15 protein-coding genes and 1 tRNA gene are annotated in these 16,822 nt (G+C 33.6%); 7 read left to right on the forward strand and 9 right to left on the reverse strand.

The window, feature by feature from the left end; genetic code table 11:
• Window positions 1-9 precede the first annotated feature (9 nt).
• On the forward strand, window positions 10-963 hold the full coding sequence (locus ABJ955_RS12240; RefSeq protein ID WP_347374918.1) for a MoxR family ATPase: 954 nt from the start codon (window positions 10-12) through the stop codon (window positions 961-963).
• A gap of 211 nt (window positions 964-1,174) precedes the next feature.
• Window positions 1,175-3,439, forward strand: a complete 2,265-nt coding sequence (locus tag ABJ955_RS12245; RefSeq protein WP_347374919.1) for an aconitate hydratase — start codon at window positions 1,175-1,177, stop codon at window positions 3,437-3,439.
• A 123-nt stretch (window positions 3,440-3,562) separates the two neighbouring features.
• Here ABJ955_RS12245 and ABJ955_RS12250 read toward each other — a convergent pair whose 3' ends face one another.
• Both ABJ955_RS12250 and ABJ955_RS12255 read right to left on the reverse strand, forming a co-directional pair.
• Entirely contained in the window at window positions 3,563-4,246 is a 684-nt protein-coding gene (locus ABJ955_RS12250; RefSeq protein WP_347374920.1) for a hypothetical protein, read from the reverse strand.
• Between the two features lie 49 nt (window positions 4,247-4,295).
• Window positions 4,296-4,988, reverse strand: coding sequence for a hypothetical protein (locus tag ABJ955_RS12255; RefSeq protein ID WP_347374921.1), 693 nt, complete (start codon window positions 4,986-4,988; stop codon window positions 4,296-4,298).
• Window positions 4,989-5,062: 74 nt separating this feature from the next.
• On the opposite strand from ABJ955_RS12255, the gene ABJ955_RS12260 reads away from it, so the two are divergent.
• The gene (locus ABJ955_RS12260) at window positions 5,063-5,626 is read left to right on the forward strand and encodes a TlpA disulfide reductase family protein (RefSeq protein WP_347374922.1); all 564 of its coding nucleotides are present in this window, start codon (window positions 5,063-5,065) and stop codon (window positions 5,624-5,626) included.
• A gap of 23 nt (window positions 5,627-5,649) precedes the next feature.
• Here ABJ955_RS12260 and ABJ955_RS12265 read toward each other — a convergent pair whose 3' ends face one another.
• From ABJ955_RS12265 to ABJ955_RS12295, 7 genes are all read right to left on the reverse strand, one after another.
• On the reverse strand, window positions 5,650-6,234 hold the full coding sequence (locus tag ABJ955_RS12265; RefSeq protein WP_347374923.1) for an SET domain-containing protein: 585 nt from the start codon (window positions 6,232-6,234) through the stop codon (window positions 5,650-5,652).
• A 126-nt stretch (window positions 6,235-6,360) separates the two neighbouring features.
• On the reverse strand, window positions 6,361-7,059 hold the full coding sequence (locus tag ABJ955_RS12270; protein WP_347374924.1) for a lycopene cyclase domain-containing protein: 699 nt from the start codon (window positions 7,057-7,059) through the stop codon (window positions 6,361-6,363).
• A 3-nt stretch (window positions 7,060-7,062) separates the two neighbouring features.
• On the reverse strand, window positions 7,063-7,512 hold the full coding sequence (locus ABJ955_RS12275) for a sterol desaturase family protein (RefSeq protein WP_347374925.1): 450 nt from the start codon (window positions 7,510-7,512) through the stop codon (window positions 7,063-7,065).
• Window positions 7,513-7,538: 26 nt separating this feature from the next.
• Window positions 7,539-8,381, reverse strand: coding sequence for a phytoene/squalene synthase family protein (locus tag ABJ955_RS12280; RefSeq protein WP_347374926.1), 843 nt, complete (start codon window positions 8,379-8,381; stop codon window positions 7,539-7,541).
• Window positions 8,378-9,844 (reverse strand): phytoene desaturase family protein, encoded by a 1,467-nt coding sequence (gene crtI, locus ABJ955_RS12285; RefSeq protein WP_347374927.1) that lies wholly within the window; start codon window positions 9,842-9,844, stop codon window positions 8,378-8,380. Before crtI ends, ABJ955_RS12280 begins: the two co-directional genes overlap by 4 nt.
• Window positions 9,845-9,979: 135 nt before the next feature.
• Window positions 9,980-10,882: a MerR family transcriptional regulator gene (locus ABJ955_RS12290; RefSeq protein ID WP_347374928.1), complete on the reverse strand. Its 903-nt coding sequence runs from the start codon at window positions 10,880-10,882 to the stop codon at window positions 9,980-9,982.
• A 98-nt stretch (window positions 10,883-10,980) separates the two neighbouring features.
• Window positions 10,981-11,063 (reverse strand) — tRNA-Leu (locus ABJ955_RS12295).
• Between the two features lie 246 nt (window positions 11,064-11,309).
• Between ABJ955_RS12295 and ABJ955_RS12300 the strand changes: the two genes are divergently transcribed.
• The 4 genes from ABJ955_RS12300 (at window position 11,310) to ABJ955_RS12315 (ending at window position 16,789) form a co-directional block, all read left to right on the forward strand.
• A complete protein-coding gene (locus tag ABJ955_RS12300) occupies window positions 11,310-13,004 on the forward strand; it encodes a T9SS type A sorting domain-containing protein (RefSeq protein WP_347374929.1) in 1,695 nt (564 codons plus the stop codon).
• Between the two features lie 220 nt (window positions 13,005-13,224).
• Window positions 13,225-14,259, forward strand: coding sequence for a helix-turn-helix domain-containing protein (locus ABJ955_RS12305; RefSeq protein ID WP_347374930.1), 1,035 nt, complete (start codon window positions 13,225-13,227; stop codon window positions 14,257-14,259).
• A 360-nt stretch (window positions 14,260-14,619) separates the two neighbouring features.
• Entirely contained in the window at window positions 14,620-15,252 is a 633-nt protein-coding gene (locus tag ABJ955_RS12310; protein WP_347374931.1) for a Crp/Fnr family transcriptional regulator, read from the forward strand.
• Between the two features lie 232 nt (window positions 15,253-15,484).
• Window positions 15,485-16,789: a TolC family protein gene (locus ABJ955_RS12315; RefSeq protein ID WP_347374932.1), complete on the forward strand. Its 1,305-nt coding sequence runs from the start codon at window positions 15,485-15,487 to the stop codon at window positions 16,787-16,789.
• The last annotated feature ends 33 nt before the right edge of the window (window positions 16,790-16,822 follow it).

Consider the following 16,822-nt stretch of genomic DNA (forward strand, 5'->3'; position numbering starts at 1 on the left):
GGAAAATATATGTCAGACGTAGCAGCGGTAAAACAACTGGTTTCAAAATATAATGCCCTTCGCCAGGAAATAAAAAAAGTTATTGTAGGTCAAGATGAAGTGGTTGAGCAGGTTTTACTCGCCGTTTTTTCTGGAGGTCATGCATTACTTATCGGTGTGCCGGGTTTAGCAAAAACCTTGTTGGTAAATACTGTTGCTGAGGCTTTAGGACTTAAGTTTAAACGAATTCAGTTTACGCCAGACTTGATGCCGAGCGATATTCTGGGTTCCGAAATTTTAGACCAAAACCGTGAGTTTAAATTTATTAAAGGTCCAATCTTTGCAAACATTATTCTTGCGGATGAGATTAACAGAACTCCCCCAAAAACGCAGGCGGCACTTTTAGAAGCGATGCAAGAACGTGCTGTTACTGTTGCTGGCCATCATTATAAATTAGATTTACCATATTTTGTTTTAGCTACTCAAAACCCAATAGAGCAGGAGGGGACCTATCCTTTGCCTGAAGCACAATTGGACCGTTTTATGTTTGCTATTAATCTTGAATATCCTTCATTTGTAGAAGAAGTAGAGGTTGTAAAACAAACCACAATTGGGGAAACAAAAACAGTAAATGCACTTTTTTCCGCTCAGGAAATTATAGATTTTCAACAATTAATAAGAAGAATCCCTGTGGCTGATAATGTAATTGAATATGCCGTTACTCTAGTTGGGAAAACACGCCCAAACAGTACAACAGCTTCTGATATTGTGAAAAATTATATTGATTGGGGTGCGGGGCCAAGAGCTTCTCAGAATTTAATACTCGCAGCAAAAACGAATGCCGCACTGCACGGCAAGTTTTCTCCAGATATTGAAGATGTGCAAAAATCTGCCATTGGAATATTGCGCCATAGAATGATAAAAAACTATAAAGCCGAGGCTGAAGGTTTAAGTATTGAAGAAATTATTAGAAGTTTGTATTAAAACAATCCTAATTTTTCTTTGTGAACTATTTCATTTTAAAACCAAAACATTTTCAAATTCTTAATTTTTCACATTAAAAATTATCAATTTAATAATTTTATGTAAAAAATACTGCTATTTATTGAATATAATTCATTAAATAGGCAATTTCATTAAATATTTTTTAAATATTTTAAAATTTTGTACTTTTGCAACACCAAAAAATATAACTATGGCTTTTGATATTGACATGATAAAAAAGGTTTATTCCCAAATGGCTGAACGTGTAGATAAAGCACGTGAAATCACAGGAAAACCACTAACCCTTTCAGAAAAAATATTATACTCCCACCTATGGGACGGAAATCCAAACAAAATTTTTCTAAGAGGAAAAGATTATGTGGATTTTGCACCAGATAGAATTGCTTGTCAGGATGCAACCGCACAAATGGCCCTTTTGCAGTTTATGCAAGCAGGTAAAAAAACAGTAGCAGTTCCAACCACAGTACATTGCGATCACTTAATTCAAGCAAAACAAGGTGCTGTACAAGATTTAAAACGTGCTAATGAAACAAGTAATGAGGTTTTTGACTTTTTAGAATCTGTTTCTAATAAATACGGAATTGGATTTTGGAAACCAGGCGCTGGAATTATTCACCAAGTTGTACTAGAAAATTATGCTTTTCCAGGCGGAATGATGATTGGTACCGATAGTCATACTGTTAATGCAGGAGGCTTAGGAATGGTTGCCATTGGTGTTGGTGGCGCAGATGCAGTAGATGTTATGGCTGGAATGCCATGGGAGTTAAAATTTCCAAAGCTAATTGGTGTAAAATTAACTGGCGAATTAAATGGCTGGACTGCTTCAAAAGACGTTATCTTGAAAGTAGCTGGAATTCTTACCGTAAAAGGTGGAACGGGAGCTATTGTTGAATATTTTGGCCCGGGCGCAAAAAACCTTTCTTGTACTGGAAAAGGAACTATTTGTAATATGGGTGCCGAAATTGGAGCAACAACCTCAACTTTTGGCTATGACGATGCCATGGAGCGTTTCCTTCGAGCAACAGATCGTTCTGATATTGCAGATGAAGCAAATAAAGTAAGAGAATATTTAACGGGTGATGATGAAGTTTATGCAAATCCTGAGCAATATTTTGATCAAGTTATAGAAATAGATTTAACTACCTTGCGCCCACATTTAAACGGTCCTTTTACGCCAGATTTAGCCACTCCTGTTGGGGAATTAGGTGAAAAAGCAGCTAAAAATGATTGGCCTTTAAAAGTAGATTGGGGGTTAATTGGATCTTGCACCAATTCTTCTTACGAAGATTTAACGAGAGCGGCGTCTATTGCACAACAAGCAATCGATAAAAAGTTAAAGCCTAAAAGTGATTTTGGAATAAACCCTGGTTCAGAACAAATTCGTTTTACAGCTGAACGTGATGGCCTTTTGGAAGTTTTCGAAAATTTGGGTGCTACAGTATTTACAAATGCTTGTGGGCCTTGTATTGGGCAGTGGGATAGAAGCGATAGAAAAGGTGAGGAAAAAAACACAATCGTGCACTCTTTCAACAGAAATTTTTCTAAACGCGCAGATGGAAACCCGAATACACATGCCTTTGTTGGTTCACCAGAAATGGTAGCGGCAATTGCAATTTCAGGGCGTTTGGATTTTGACCCTATGAACGATACACTGCTAAATGAAGATGGTCAAGAAGTAAAGCTTGATGAGCCAGTTGGTTTGGAATTACCACCAAAAGGTTTTGAAGTCGATGACAATGGTTATTTAGCGCCAAAGGAAGATGGAAGTTCTGTAGATGTAAAAGTTGCAAACAACAGTGAACGTCTTCAATTGTTGGAGCCTTTTGTACCAATTCAAGATTCTGAATTACAAGGGGTAAAATTATTGATTAAAGCTTTCGGAAAATGTACTACAGACCATATTTCTATGGCAGGTCCATGGTTACGTTACCGTGGGCACTTAGACAATATTGCTAATAATACATTGATTGGTGCTGTAAATGCATTTAACAAAAAGACAAACTTTGTAAAAGATCAGTTTACAGGTGAATATGGCGGAGTGCCAGATGTACAGCGTGAATACAAAGCGAAAGGAGTAAAAACGATAGTTGTGGGAGATCATAATTATGGCGAAGGTTCTTCTCGTGAGCATGCTGCCATGCAACCAAGATTTCTTGGTGTTGCTGCCGTTTTAGTAAAGTCTTTTGCACGAATCCACGAAACAAACTTGAAAAAACAGGGAATGTTAGGGCTTACGTTTGCTAATGAAGCAGATTATGATTTAATTCAAGAAGATGATACTTTCAACTTTGTAGACATTGCTGATTTTGCTCCTAATAAACAACTTACGCTAGAGATTGTTCACGCAGATGGAAGTAAGGATACTATTAAAGTAAACCATACCTATAATGATGCTCAAATAAAATGGTATCGTGAAGGTTCAGCGCTAAACTTAATTAAAAAGCAAAACGCTTAATACGTTAAAACACTAAAAAATAAAAACCTCAAAGATGTCTTTGAGGTTTTTTTATGGATTTAGATGTTATAGTTTTTATTTTTAAAAAGAACTTAAATGAACTATAACATATATTTTATATGCTTATCTAATTTGATGTATCGTGAAAAAACTGTCTGATTTATCCCCAAGAAGACTAACACTTACTAAATCTGTATACAGCTGAAAGCTTATACTTTCTCCTTCATTTAATTGTACAGAAGTTTGAGTATTTCGTACAGGAGGCGTAACCTTAATACCTAAGGCGCTTATATTTGCAAAATTCTGCTCAGCTACAATCTGACTTACTCCACTAACAGTTTTAATAATACGTAAACCATAGTTTGTTGATACACCTAGCAATCCTCCTGAATTTATTTGTACATATACTTGATAATAGCCATCTTGTTTTGCTGTAAACGTATTGGTAGTAGTATCAAACTCATCATTAGTGTCAAAATCCTCTGTGTTAAATGGAATTTTTGCAACATTAGACCCTAAGGTAATACTTATATTTCCTGATCCAGGAAAGGTGCCTCTCACAGCTGTTTTAATATGGCTTTCATATACACTTTTCGAGCTAACTCTGTTTACCGTACCATCACGAGAAATAACCAAGACAGAGTCTTTAACTACTTCAAGGTCGCTTTCTTCAACTGTAGTTCTAATTCTTAAATCTCCATTAATATCTAAAGTGGCTGTAGGTTCAGTAGTTCCTATTCCCACTTTCCCAGTTTGCGCAAGTGTAGGAACCGTAACGAGTAATAAGGTGTAAATAATAAATCTCATAATTTTATGGTATAATTGGAATTTTGGTTTTTAAAAATTCCTGACTTAGTTATCGTATTTGATTAATAGTAAAAAAACTATCCTTTTCTGCTCCAGATAATGTTACATTAAGAGTAAATAAACCTATTGATGTTTTATAGGTGTATAATCCAAAATCTATGGTGTCTCCCGCTTCTAATTGCATTAAAGTTTGAACGCTTCGGATGGGAGGAGTAACATTAATTGTTAATACTATAGAGAGGTCAACACCCACATTAGCGAAATTTTGTTGCGAATAGAGCACCCCATTTTTAAAAATTCTAACCCCATAATTTGGAGATATATGTAATGTGCCGGTAGGTGCTATCTGAATATAAACGTGATATATACCATCTTCTTTTGCGGTAAATACCCCGTTGGTGAATTCGTTGTTTACATCATAAATTTCTGAATCAAAAACAATGGACTTATTTTTATTACCTGAACTTCCAGTAAATGTAAATGTAGTATTTTCAGAAAATTTTCCTTTTACTGCCGATTTAATATTAGTTTCGTAAATATCTTTAGAAGTAATTGTATTCACAGTATTAGAAAGAGCCAAAATCGAATCTTTAACTACATCCAGATCCAACTCTTCATCGATTGTTCCAATACGAACTTTTCCATTAACATCCAAAGTAGCGGTAGGATCGGTTGTTCCAATACCAACTTGTGAATATACTTGCATTGAGAATAATAAAAGGATGCAAAATAAAAGTTTCATATTTTGGGACTTTAATAAAGTGCAAAAGTAAGGAAAAACTCTCAAAATGAGACATTTTAAATGTATTTAGTTTTATGAAAATTGATTTTTTAAAAAAGAACTGGAGTAATATTCTTTTCTTTGGGGTTATAATTCTCTTAATTATTCCACAAACAAGGATGCCTATTCAGGTATTTGTGCAAAGACTTATTTCATTTTCACCCTTTGAAAAACCTGAAAACCAACAAGAGTTACTTGTAGATTTTAATTGGGAATTACAATCATTAAATGATGGTGTCGTAAATTTATCAAAGTCAAAAGGCAGCGTAGTTATTATAAATTTTTGGGCAACATGGTGCCCACCTTGTGTGGCTGAAATGCCTTCATTTCAAAAATTATATGATGCGTATGAAAGCGAGATTGATTTCTATTTCGTTACAACTGAAACTCCAGAGGTGGTCAATAAATTTATGAAGAAGCATAATTATACGCTGCCTATATATTTTCAAACATATAAAGCGCCCAATAAACTTGAATCTGAGGTATTGCCAACCACGTATTTAATTTCAAAATCTGGAGCAATAGTTATTGATGAAGAAGGAACTGCAGACTGGAATAGTAAAAAATTGAGGGCTATTATTAATAAGCTTTTAGAATAATTAATGCTTAGAATTCAGGTTTGTTATTGCTTGTAATAATTTTCTAAAATAGATAAGGCTTTTTTCTTCCCTTGAGAAATCATAGTCAAATCCTCCCAAAGCTTTGGTGATAAAAGATCTTTTAGGGGTTGGTTTACCGCAAATATTTTTGAAAAATTATCATGTAATTGCTGATCCCAAAGAGGGTGAAAATGTAACAAATCGTCCGGATAAACAGTTTTGCGTTCGGTGCCTTCATCAATGCCAACAAATGGTTCTGAAACATTTAAATACCCATAATCATCCGTCAATTCTTCTCCAGCTTGAATATCGCGAATGGCGATTTCAAAATCATACGCTGTGGAAATACAATTGCTCTTAAAACTGTGGTTTACAAATCGACCATAATCCCAACAAAGCACATAATTACCTTTGTGGTTTCTATAGCAATACGTTTCAAGAATATTTTGGTAAAGCGGATTCATTTTACTTAATTTGGCAGGTGTGAATTCGCGATCTAAATCATCCAAAGCCCAAGTAATAGTACCCGCTGGGATAAATTCTGTAGCAACAACGCCATAGCCAATCTCTTTGTTGATAAACTTTAATTCTGTTTTAGGATGTATCATAAATCACCTTAATTATAGAAATAAATGTACTGCAAAATCCGTTTCAATTTACAAGCTTTACGGTATTGGATATTATTTTTTAACGCCGTTTATTTGCCTATTTTTCTGTAGAATTTTTTGCGGGATTTATTTCGTTGTAGCAGGGTATTTTTCTTTAAACTTTTCCATTAAAACAAAGACAGTAAGCAACATTCCTAGGGCATAAATACTATCTTCTATTGGGATGGTGCCTACTCGAATTCCAAGATTTTCCAAATCATTGTACCAAACGACTTCTTCATGAATCCAACTTCCGGTTAAAAAACCATTTATAATGAAAAAAGGGATTAAAAGAATTAAGAAAACAGGAAAAAAAGTATTTAACACATCAGGTTTAAAGTTGTAGACCAAAGCCATTAGAACAATTGCATACCCAAAATTTATTGCTGTGTACCAACGATCAAAAAAGTATAGAAGCATTGCTATCAATATCGTTTGAAGCGAAACATATAGTAGAGTAGTAGTTGCATTTGTAAATTTAAATCTCGGCAACAAATTTTTAAAGGAATAAATAGTAAATAGGCAAGCATAGGGGATGCAGATGAAGAAGAGCCACTCTTCAATGGGCAAATTGGCTATTTTATAACCTGAAAGATAGGTTTCATTAAATCCCCAAAATCCATTTTTAGTAAAAATTATGTCCCATGGAATAAAAAAAGCCATCATAATACCTGTGGCTGGAAAAAAATATTTCCAAAGTTTATAAAACTTTAATTTTGGGTGAAAACTAAAAAGGAAGGGAATACTAAATGAAGCAATGTTCAACACTAAATAAAGATGCCACATAGTTTATTTTTTGAAGTATTTAAGCGGAGGGAAAAGCATTCCGAAGCATTCTCCTTTTTCTTTACCCAAATGTTTATGGTGCATTTTGTGAGCTCTCCGGATGCCTCGAGCATACCAATTATTGGTGTTTCGTAAGATCTTGAAGCGTTGGTGTATAAAAATATCATGAACGATAAAATAGGCCAGCCCATAGGCAAAAATTCCTAAACCAATAGGCAATCCAGCCCAAAAACCATAATAGCTCCACCCTATAAAACAACCTATACTTACCATAGCATAAAATAGAAAAAAGTAGTCATTGCGCTCCCACCAGCTATCATGATCTTTGTGATGATGATCTTTATGGAGTTTCCATAAAAAACCATGCATAATGTATTTATGGGTAAACCACGCCATAAATTCCATAAAGCAGAAAGTGCATATAAAGAGTAACAGCCAAAGTAGTATTGTCATTATTGTGCGTTAATTTTCGTTTTGGATTATTTAATCAAATTTAGCTGATATTTTACGTAGCTTCTTGTTAAAAGTCCTATTTTTTCAGCATTGGGCACACGTATTCTGGTATTTCTTATTTCGGTTGCAGGAGTTTGTTGGAGTTTTTTTAGCAATCTTTTGTAATATCTATATGCAATAAAAACGCCAAGTTTAGCATCGTGAGGTAAAAGAAGAACTCCTTTATACCCTTCATTAAAATTTTCTTCAATTTCCTGAATTATCTTTTCTTTTGAAGCTTCATTAAGCAGGTCTAAATTGACATTTGGGAAATAGCTTCGGCTTAAATTTTCATAATCTTCTTTTAGGTCACGCAAAAAATTCACTTTTTGAAAAGCGGAGCCTAAACTCATCGCAGCGTCTTTTAATTCGTTGTATTTTTCATTATCTCCTTTTACAAACACTTTTAAACACATTAAGCCAACCACATCTGCAGAACCATATATATAATTATTAAACTCTTCTTTTGAGGCATACGTATTTTTAATGAGGTCTGTACGCATACTTTCCATAAAAGCATCAACCAGCTTTTTATCGATTGTATATTTATGAAATGTTGCTTGAAAAGAATTTAAAATGGGGTTTAGGCTAATTTTATCAACCAATGCTTCTTCCAATGCATTCTCAAAACGGTTAAATAATTGCTCCTTTTTATAGTCGTGAAAAGAATCTACAATTTCATCAGCAAACCTAACAAAACCATAGATATTATATATATCTTGGCGAATGGAAGGTCCCAACATACGTGTGGCCAACGAAAAAGAAGTGCTGTAAGTTTGTGTAACTTTCTTACTGCATTCTTCAGAAACGATATCAAAAAGTGCTTTCAATTCTTGGTTTGTTTTTCAATTAATCCGGCTACTAATTTTCCTGATATGAGTGCGGGAGGTACTCCTGGTCCGGGAACAGTAAGTTGACCTGTAAAAAATAAATTTTCTACTTTTCCGCTTTTTAGTTTTGGTCTTAAAAAAGCTGTTTGCATTAAGGTATTTGCAAGTCCGTATGCATTTCCTTTATAACTATTGTATTGGGTTACAAAATCGTTTATACAGAAGGATTCTTTAAATATAACGTAATTTTTAACCTCTTGGTTGGTAATTTTTTCAAATCGCTTTATAATTTTATCAAAATATAGTTCGCGCACTTCGGGGGCATCATCCAAACCAGGTGCAAGTGGAATTAAAAATATTCCAGCTTCTTTCCCTTCTGGCGCAACAGTTTTATCAGTTTTTGAAGGGAAACTGGCATAAAAAAGTGGGTTTTTGGGCCATGCTGGAGTGTCATATATTTCTTGAGAATGTTTTTCAAAATCTACATCAAAAAATAAAGTATGGTGATCTACATTTTCAATTTGTTTATTAAAACCCACATAAAATAGTAGGGCGGATGGTGCAAATGTTTTCTTTTGCCAATAGCTTTCTGAATATTGACGAAATTGTTTATCCAATAGTGTTTCTGTATGGTGGTAATCTGCACCACTCAAAACAATATCGGCTTTAATTTTTTTACCATTGCTAATTACCCCAGAAGCTTTACCCTCTGCAACAATAATTTTCTCAATGTTTTGATTTGTTTTTATTGTTACCCCCAAAGCTTCAGCGAGCTGTGTAATTCCATCAATCACAGAATACATTCCTTTTTTAGGGTGAAAAGTTCCGAGGCCAAAATCAGCATAATTCATAAAACTATAAAAGGCAGGTGTTTTAGAGGGTTTGGCTCCTAGAAACAAAACAGGAAACTCTAAAATTGAAATCAATCGTGGATTAGAAAATTCACTTCGCACCTCTTTACTAATCGTGCTAAAAAATTGACCAACCTTCTTCATGGTAGCGCCAGTAACCAACTCTAAAGGAGATACACCAGGACGATAGACCAGATCTTTAATAGCAATATTATAATTATCCATGGCTTGATCTATAAATTTTTTAAGTTTTATAGAACTTCCCGTTTCTTCTTTTTCAAACGCAGCATATATTTTTTCAAGCGTATCTTCAATGGTTATGTAATCGTTTTTACCAAAATACACTCTATATGCTGGGTTTAGCTTCTCTAAGGCATAAAAATTTGAAGGTATTTTTCCGAAATCAGCAAAAAATCGTTCAAAAACATCTGGCATCCAATACCAGGTTGGGCCCATATCAAAAGTAAATCCTTCTTTGAAAAATTGGCGTGCTCTACCCCCAATGGTTTTGTTTTTTTCGTATATAGTTACCTCATTTCCAGCCTGTGCCAAGTAACATGAAGCGGCGAGTGAAGAGAACCCAGAACCTATAATTGCAATGTTTGATTTCATAGTGTTTAACAAATTTACAATTTATTTAAACAAAAATAAAATTTATAAAATTTGATTTTATGTTTTTGAAAATGCTATTTATGGTAACTTGTATAAAAACAACCAGTTATGGCTTAAAATTGAATAAGAAATGAGCTAAGCCTCATTCAATTTTTTAAGGCAATCGATAAATAAATTGACTTCTTTAAAGAATTTAAAACTTTTGGTGTTTTTTATTTCTGTTTTAGCTTTTCTACCTAAAATCCATAATTCGCAAGCAGTTTTTTTGCAAATTGTATTCTGAAAATCAATGAGGTATTGGTCTAGGTCATTGTTTTCTGGTTGTACCGTAAAAAAAGTTACAAAGGTGGTATCTTTAGTTGTAGAAATAATATGGCGTAGGCTTTCCATTGGGATGTTGGCGCCCAAATACAGCGTATTATAGCCCATCGACACTAATTCATAATTCGCATAAAGCAAGCCTATTTCATGAATTTCTTGGAGAGGTAGATAAAGTACAAAAGTTGGGGAAGTGCTTTTTTGGAGTGCCTTATTTTTATAATTACTTTGGTGAATGATGGCATGCTTAATTTTTTCAGAAATAAAATGCTCATGCGCTGGGTCTATGGTTCCTGTATGCCATAAAACTCCAACATCATTGAGTAAGGGTATAAATATTTCTGTAAAAACTTCACGAAACGTTTTTTGCTCCAGCATTTTAGCAAGCGTAGTGTCAAAAAGCTCGGAATTAAATCCAAACATGGAAGACTTAAATACATTAAGCATATATTCAGAATCAAGACCTTGAATATTACTTTTAATTAGTTCTTGAATTTGTACTGCACTTAAGCTAGCAAGTTTAGATATTTTATGCCCAGCATTGTATAAATACGCGATATTTAATAATTTCTTTAGGTTTTCAAGATCATACTTTCGGATGTTTGTATCGGTACGGTCTGGTTCAAGTAGGTTGTAACGCTTTTCCCATATACGGATAGTATGCGCTTTTACGTTTGAAAGATTTTCGAGGTCTTTAATGCCAAATTGAGTCTTGACCACTGAAGATGTAATTTTAGTATTAAAATGTTAATGTACTAAAAAGAAGGCAAAAGCTGATAGTGAAACATAAAATTCTCCTAATATCTTAAGGAATTTTGTACCCGGAATGGGACTTGAACCCACACGCCCTAAGGACACATGGCCCTCAACCATGCCTGTCTACCAATTCCAGCACCCGGGTAGATGCTTTGCATTTTTTGTGGTGCAAATATAAATAAATTAAGAACCTAGGCGGAATATATAAGTAAAAAATGAAAAACTTAGAAGGGTTTAGCGCAAATAACTGTTGCAAAGTTTTATAGCAGTTCTTTAAACAGGGTTCACTGCTTCCAATGGAGCATTTTATCGTGTAGTTAATGTTTTATTTGCCTCAAGATATAGCAGCTCATTACAGAGCTATTTTCATTAATAATAAATTATAAATCTTATGAAACTTAAAAATTATTTCTTACTTTTTTCATTTTTTTTCACCTCTCTTTCACTTTTTTCACAATCCTATGAATGGGGAGGCAGATTTGGAGGTGCAGGGGAAGATGTGATTAAGAAAATGCATGTAGATGCAGACGGAAACAGTTACCTAACCGGTTATTTTACAGACACGGCAGATTTTGATATAAATGGCAGTGAATATAACTTAAACTCTAACGGGTTTTATGATGTGTTTGTTCAGAAAACAAATACAGAAGGAAATTTAGAATGGGCGGTAAGTATTGGAGGGTTAATGTTTGATTATGGAACTGGTATTACTACCGATGATATGGGTAATGTATACATAACAGGGTATTTTGAGGAGACAGTAGATTTTAATCCAGGTGCGTTAGAATTTCTATTAACCTCGCAAGGAAGTGGCGATATTTTTATCCTTAAATTAAGTAGTGATGGTGAATTTATATGGGCAAAAAGTGTAGGCGGAACTGGGTATGAAGAATCAACTTCTATTGATGTAGACGAATTAGGTAATGTTTATATCTTAGGATATCTATATGAAACGGTAGATTTTGACCCTGGTTTAGGAGAGATGTTACTAACAAGTAATGGAGGAAGTGACACTTTCTTATTACAATTAAATAACTCTGGCGACTTCGTAAAAGTATATGGTTACGGTGGTGATGACCTAGATTTAGCACTAGATATGGCTGTGAAAAACAGTAATGAAATTTTTATTTCTGGTTTTTTCGGGGGTACAACAGATTTAGATCCGCGCCCTAATGAAGTTTATGAAATGACTTCTTTAGATGGATTTTCAGGATATTCAATGAAAATTGATGGCTTGGGTAATATTAGCAATATTGCAACTACAGAAGGTGGAGATGTTACCGTATATGCTATTGCTTACGATACAGATAATAATATGTATCTAACAGGTAGGTTTAGTAATACGGTTAATTTTGACCCAACCTCTGGAAATTCAGATTATACTTTTACTAGTGATGTTGCGTATAATGGTTTTATTTTAAAAATAAATGAAGATGGTACAGTTGCATGGGCAAGACATTTAGGTTCTAACGATTCATTTTTTGCGTATGATATTGCTTTGGGTAATGACGGAACAGTATATACAACAGGTTTCTTTGATGGAACTGCAGATTTTAACCCAGACCCAATCGAAACGTTTTTATTGACCAAAGAGTCCGAAAATGCAACAGGTGCTTATGTGTTGACATTAGATGCTGAAGGGATTTTTAAAAGCGCATATCAATTTGGAGGGGTTAATTTTATAGACACACATCAATTAGGAATTGATAGTGATAATAATATTTATTTAGCTGCTCAATTTGAAACTACGGTTGATTTAAATCCACTTCCAGATGAAATAGACGAAGTAATGGTTGTAGATTTTAGGGATAATTACCTACTTAAAATGAAAGACGGAGTTTTAAGCACACAATTTATTAAAACTAATAATATAAGTTTTTATCCCAATCCAGTAGATAGTGAGCTGCATATTAAAAGTAATACTGATTTAATTGGTGAAAGCTATGCAATATATAATGTTGTAGGACAACAAATAAGTACTGGAGTGTTGTCGCAAAGTCAAAAAATTATGGTAGATACACTAGAAAGTGGACTTTATATACTTTCATTTTCAAATAATTTAAACTTTAAATTTGTAAGGATATAATGGCTGTTCACATACGCAAAATTGTGTATTAGTAAATTATGTGCTATTTTTCGGTGTGGAAAAATGGACAATGGTTGTAGATTTTATATTAATAGCAGGGATGTCCCTGCTATTTTTATTGGTTGTGTTTCTATTAAAGTCTAATTCCAGGTTTTCTAAAAAATTACTTTCAATATTTTTTATAAATTCAATCTTCTTTTTGCTTTATTACTATGCATATTTGCATAAATCTAGACCACTAGGAGGTATTGCAATACTTTTGGGAAGTGGTCCAGGGTTTTTGCTGGGCCCCTTTTTGTTATTTTATATTAGATCGCTGATAAGACCCTCCAAAGATATATTAAAACCACTTTCCCTTCATTTAATCCCTTTTTATATTTATTGGTTAACGGTTTCAGTTCCTGTTGCATTAAGTATGACGTTTGGGTTGCTTAGTTCATACCACGATTTTTATGTTCAAATAGCAGATTATATAAATTTATTCGAAAATGCATTTTTTCTTCTTTATATCTGGGTGTCTTTTCAGTTGATTAAAACCATTCAAAAGACACGAAAACAATTATATTCATTTATAGAAAGCAGCAATTTGTCATGGCTATCATACCTAGTTATTGGGTTGTTACTTATAGTGGTTTTAGATAGTTTATTCTCTATCTATGAATTACTTTTCCCAAGAATTCCATGGAATATTGGTACAGTTATAGCCTTTGCTATGATTTTACTTTATTGTATTTTAGGATATAAAGGTTTGTTTCAATCACAGATTTTATTACCAAATTTTTTATTAGAAGAAAAAATAACCAATCAACCTATAGCAACTCAAGAAAGAGAACAAGTAAATAATAAACCAACACGACAACTAGATGTTTTTACTTCGGAAGAGATAGAAGAACTTAAAGTGAAGTTAGACGAAGTATTAATCACTAAAAAACCCTATTTAAACGAAGCATTAAGCCTCTCAGATTTAGCTGAAGAATTGGAAATAACTGATAAAAAGCTCTCTGAATTACTCAATCAACATCTAAACAATAACTTCTACAATTTCATCAATACCTATCGTGTAAACGAAGTAAAAGAAAAATTAACAGACAAAACAAATAGAAAATATACATTATTAAGTATTGCTTACGATTGTGGTTTTCAATCCAAAACTAGTTTTAATAGGGTTTTTAAACAAAAAACAGGGATGTCACCTTCTAAATATCGGCAATTACAAGATAAAAAGATTGAAACGGAACAAGGAGTAGAAATGTAAATCAATATGATAATCATTCTATAACCTAACTAGGAATTAAACGTCACCCCCTCAGCCCAATCACAGTAATTTATCTGGTAATATTTCCCATTACCATTGGCTTCTTTTGATATCAAAATGTAAAATATTGTTTTCTCGTTTTACAAAAAAATGTGGTTAATACGAATTTTTTTAAGCTGGAATATTTATTTCTGTTGAAAAATTCAAGTAATGGGTGCAATGTAACTATGGGAAATGGTTTTATAGTTTGAAAGTTGTCCATATTTCTTCTAGGAAAATTTATTTGGAAGTTAGTTTCTCTTTCAAGATTATTTTTTTATTAAGTAACTTGCTTCTTAAAAAACATTTAATTAAAAATACATGCTCAATATTTTAAAAGAAAATTTTGCTCATACTTTTGAAGATGCACTCATTGAAGAAATAAACCAAGTTGGAACTTTAAAAGTGGTTAATGAGGGCGATAAATTAATTGAGATTGGTGATTATTTGCGGTCAATGCCATTGCTTATTTCTGGGGCTATAAAAATTTTGAGGGAAGACGATGACGGGGACGAACTATTACTATATTTTTTGGAACGAGGGGATACTTGCGCAATGACGCTTACGTGTTGTTTGGGACAGACCAAAAGTGAAATACGCGCCGTAGCTGAATTGGACACAACTCTTATCATGATTCCAATTCAAAAAACGGAAGAATGGACTGGAAAATACAAAACTTGGCGCAATTTTGTGTTTCAAAGCTACCATAGTCGTCTTACCGAAATGCTTGAAACTATTGACAATATAGCGTTTATGAATATGGACGAGCGACTTGTTAAACATCTTCAAAGCAAGCAAAAGATTACAAATCATTCTTTGATAAATTCTACTCATCAAGAAATAGCCTATGAACTCCATACTTCACGAGTGGTTATTTCCAGATTACTTAAAAAATTGGAATCCATGGGGAAAATTGAACTTTATAGAAACAGTATTAAGATAATTTCACTGTAGAGCCTAGGGTGCTTTTTTTTGCTACCGTATGTATCTTATCATTTAAAAGTTAAAGAAAATAAATAATAAAAAATCATTCAAAAAAATATAGGAACGTTTCGATTTGTTTCTCATAAATACAGGCTTATTTGTTTAATATAAAGCACCCAGAATGGGTGCTTTTTCTTTGGTAACATTAGTTACTGACCAAGCTTGATTTCTGATTTATGTTTGCATCAAATTAAATATTACCATGAAGATTAAATATATAATTGTAATAATTGGTTTGCTACCTTCAGTAATCTTTGCACAGCAAATCGCCCCTATTTCTAAAACTGAAGTTCTAAAAAAGGTTATTGAACAAAACAATAAACTAAAAATAGGCGAGCAACAAATGCTCGCAGCAAAAGGGGATTACAACCAGACAAATGCGGTTTTCTTACCAAACATAAGGGCTTCGCATACCGGAATGGCAACTACCAACCCATTGATGGCTTTTGGTTTTAAACTGAATCAGGAGATAATTACGCAAGCAAATTTTGATCCGAATAAATTAAATAACCCTTCACAGATTAACATATTCGTTACAAAATTTGAAGTGCAACAACCCCTTATAAATGTAGACGGCATATACCAACGGAAAGCAGCAAAAGCAAAATGGAACGCCACCCAAATGCATTTAACACGTATAGGTGATTATCTTTCTTTGGAAACAGAAAAGGCATATATGCAACTGCAATTAGCGTATAAAAGTGTTGATGTTTTAGATAAAGCTTTCAATGCAGCCAACGAAAACTTGCGTTTGGCAAACAATAGTTTCAAGCAAGGGTATTTACAACAAAGTGATGTTTTGGCAGTGCAAGTACGCGTTGCCGAAGTTGAAAACCAGTTGCAGTATGCAAAAAGCAATGTTATAAACGCTTCGGAATATCTTGCAGTGCTTATGAATGAAGAAGTTGCTGGAGTTTTGAAACCAACAGATTCATTAATGATTTCTTCGGAATTAAATGCTACTGAAAAGCTTTCCAATTCTAGAGCAGATATTCAAGCAATGGAGTTTGCTGCAGAAGCCTATAAGCAAAATTACAAAGCAGATAAAATGACGTTTGTGCCTAGGCTAAATGCTTTTGGAAGCTATGAGTTATATGACGATCAGATTTTTCAAACTGATGCAAATGGTTATTTATTCGGGGCAGCTTTAACTTGGAATCTCTTTGAAGGCTCCAAGCGCTTTGGAAAAACACAGAAAAGCAAAGCCGAATTTAACCAAGCAAATCTTGAATTGGAGCAATATAAAGCCGAAAGCCAGCTAGAATTGAACAAAGCAAAACGTATGTTTCAAGATGCAAAAAACAATTTAAAGTTGACTGAGTTCGCACTTGAACAATCAAAAGAAGCGCTTCGTATTCGCACAAACAGATTCAAAGAAGGTCTTGAAAAAACCACAGATCTTTTAATGGCCGAGACACAGTTCTCGCAGAAACAGTTGGAGTATTTCAACACTGTTTTTCAGCATAATTACGCTTTGGCATACCTTCAATTCTTAACGAAGAAGTGAAATTGAAGTCAAAAACGAAATAAAAATCAAAAA

Source organism: Aequorivita sp. Q41, assembly GCF_039831855.1.
Lineage (GTDB): Bacteria > Bacteroidota > Bacteroidia > Flavobacteriales > Flavobacteriaceae > Aequorivita.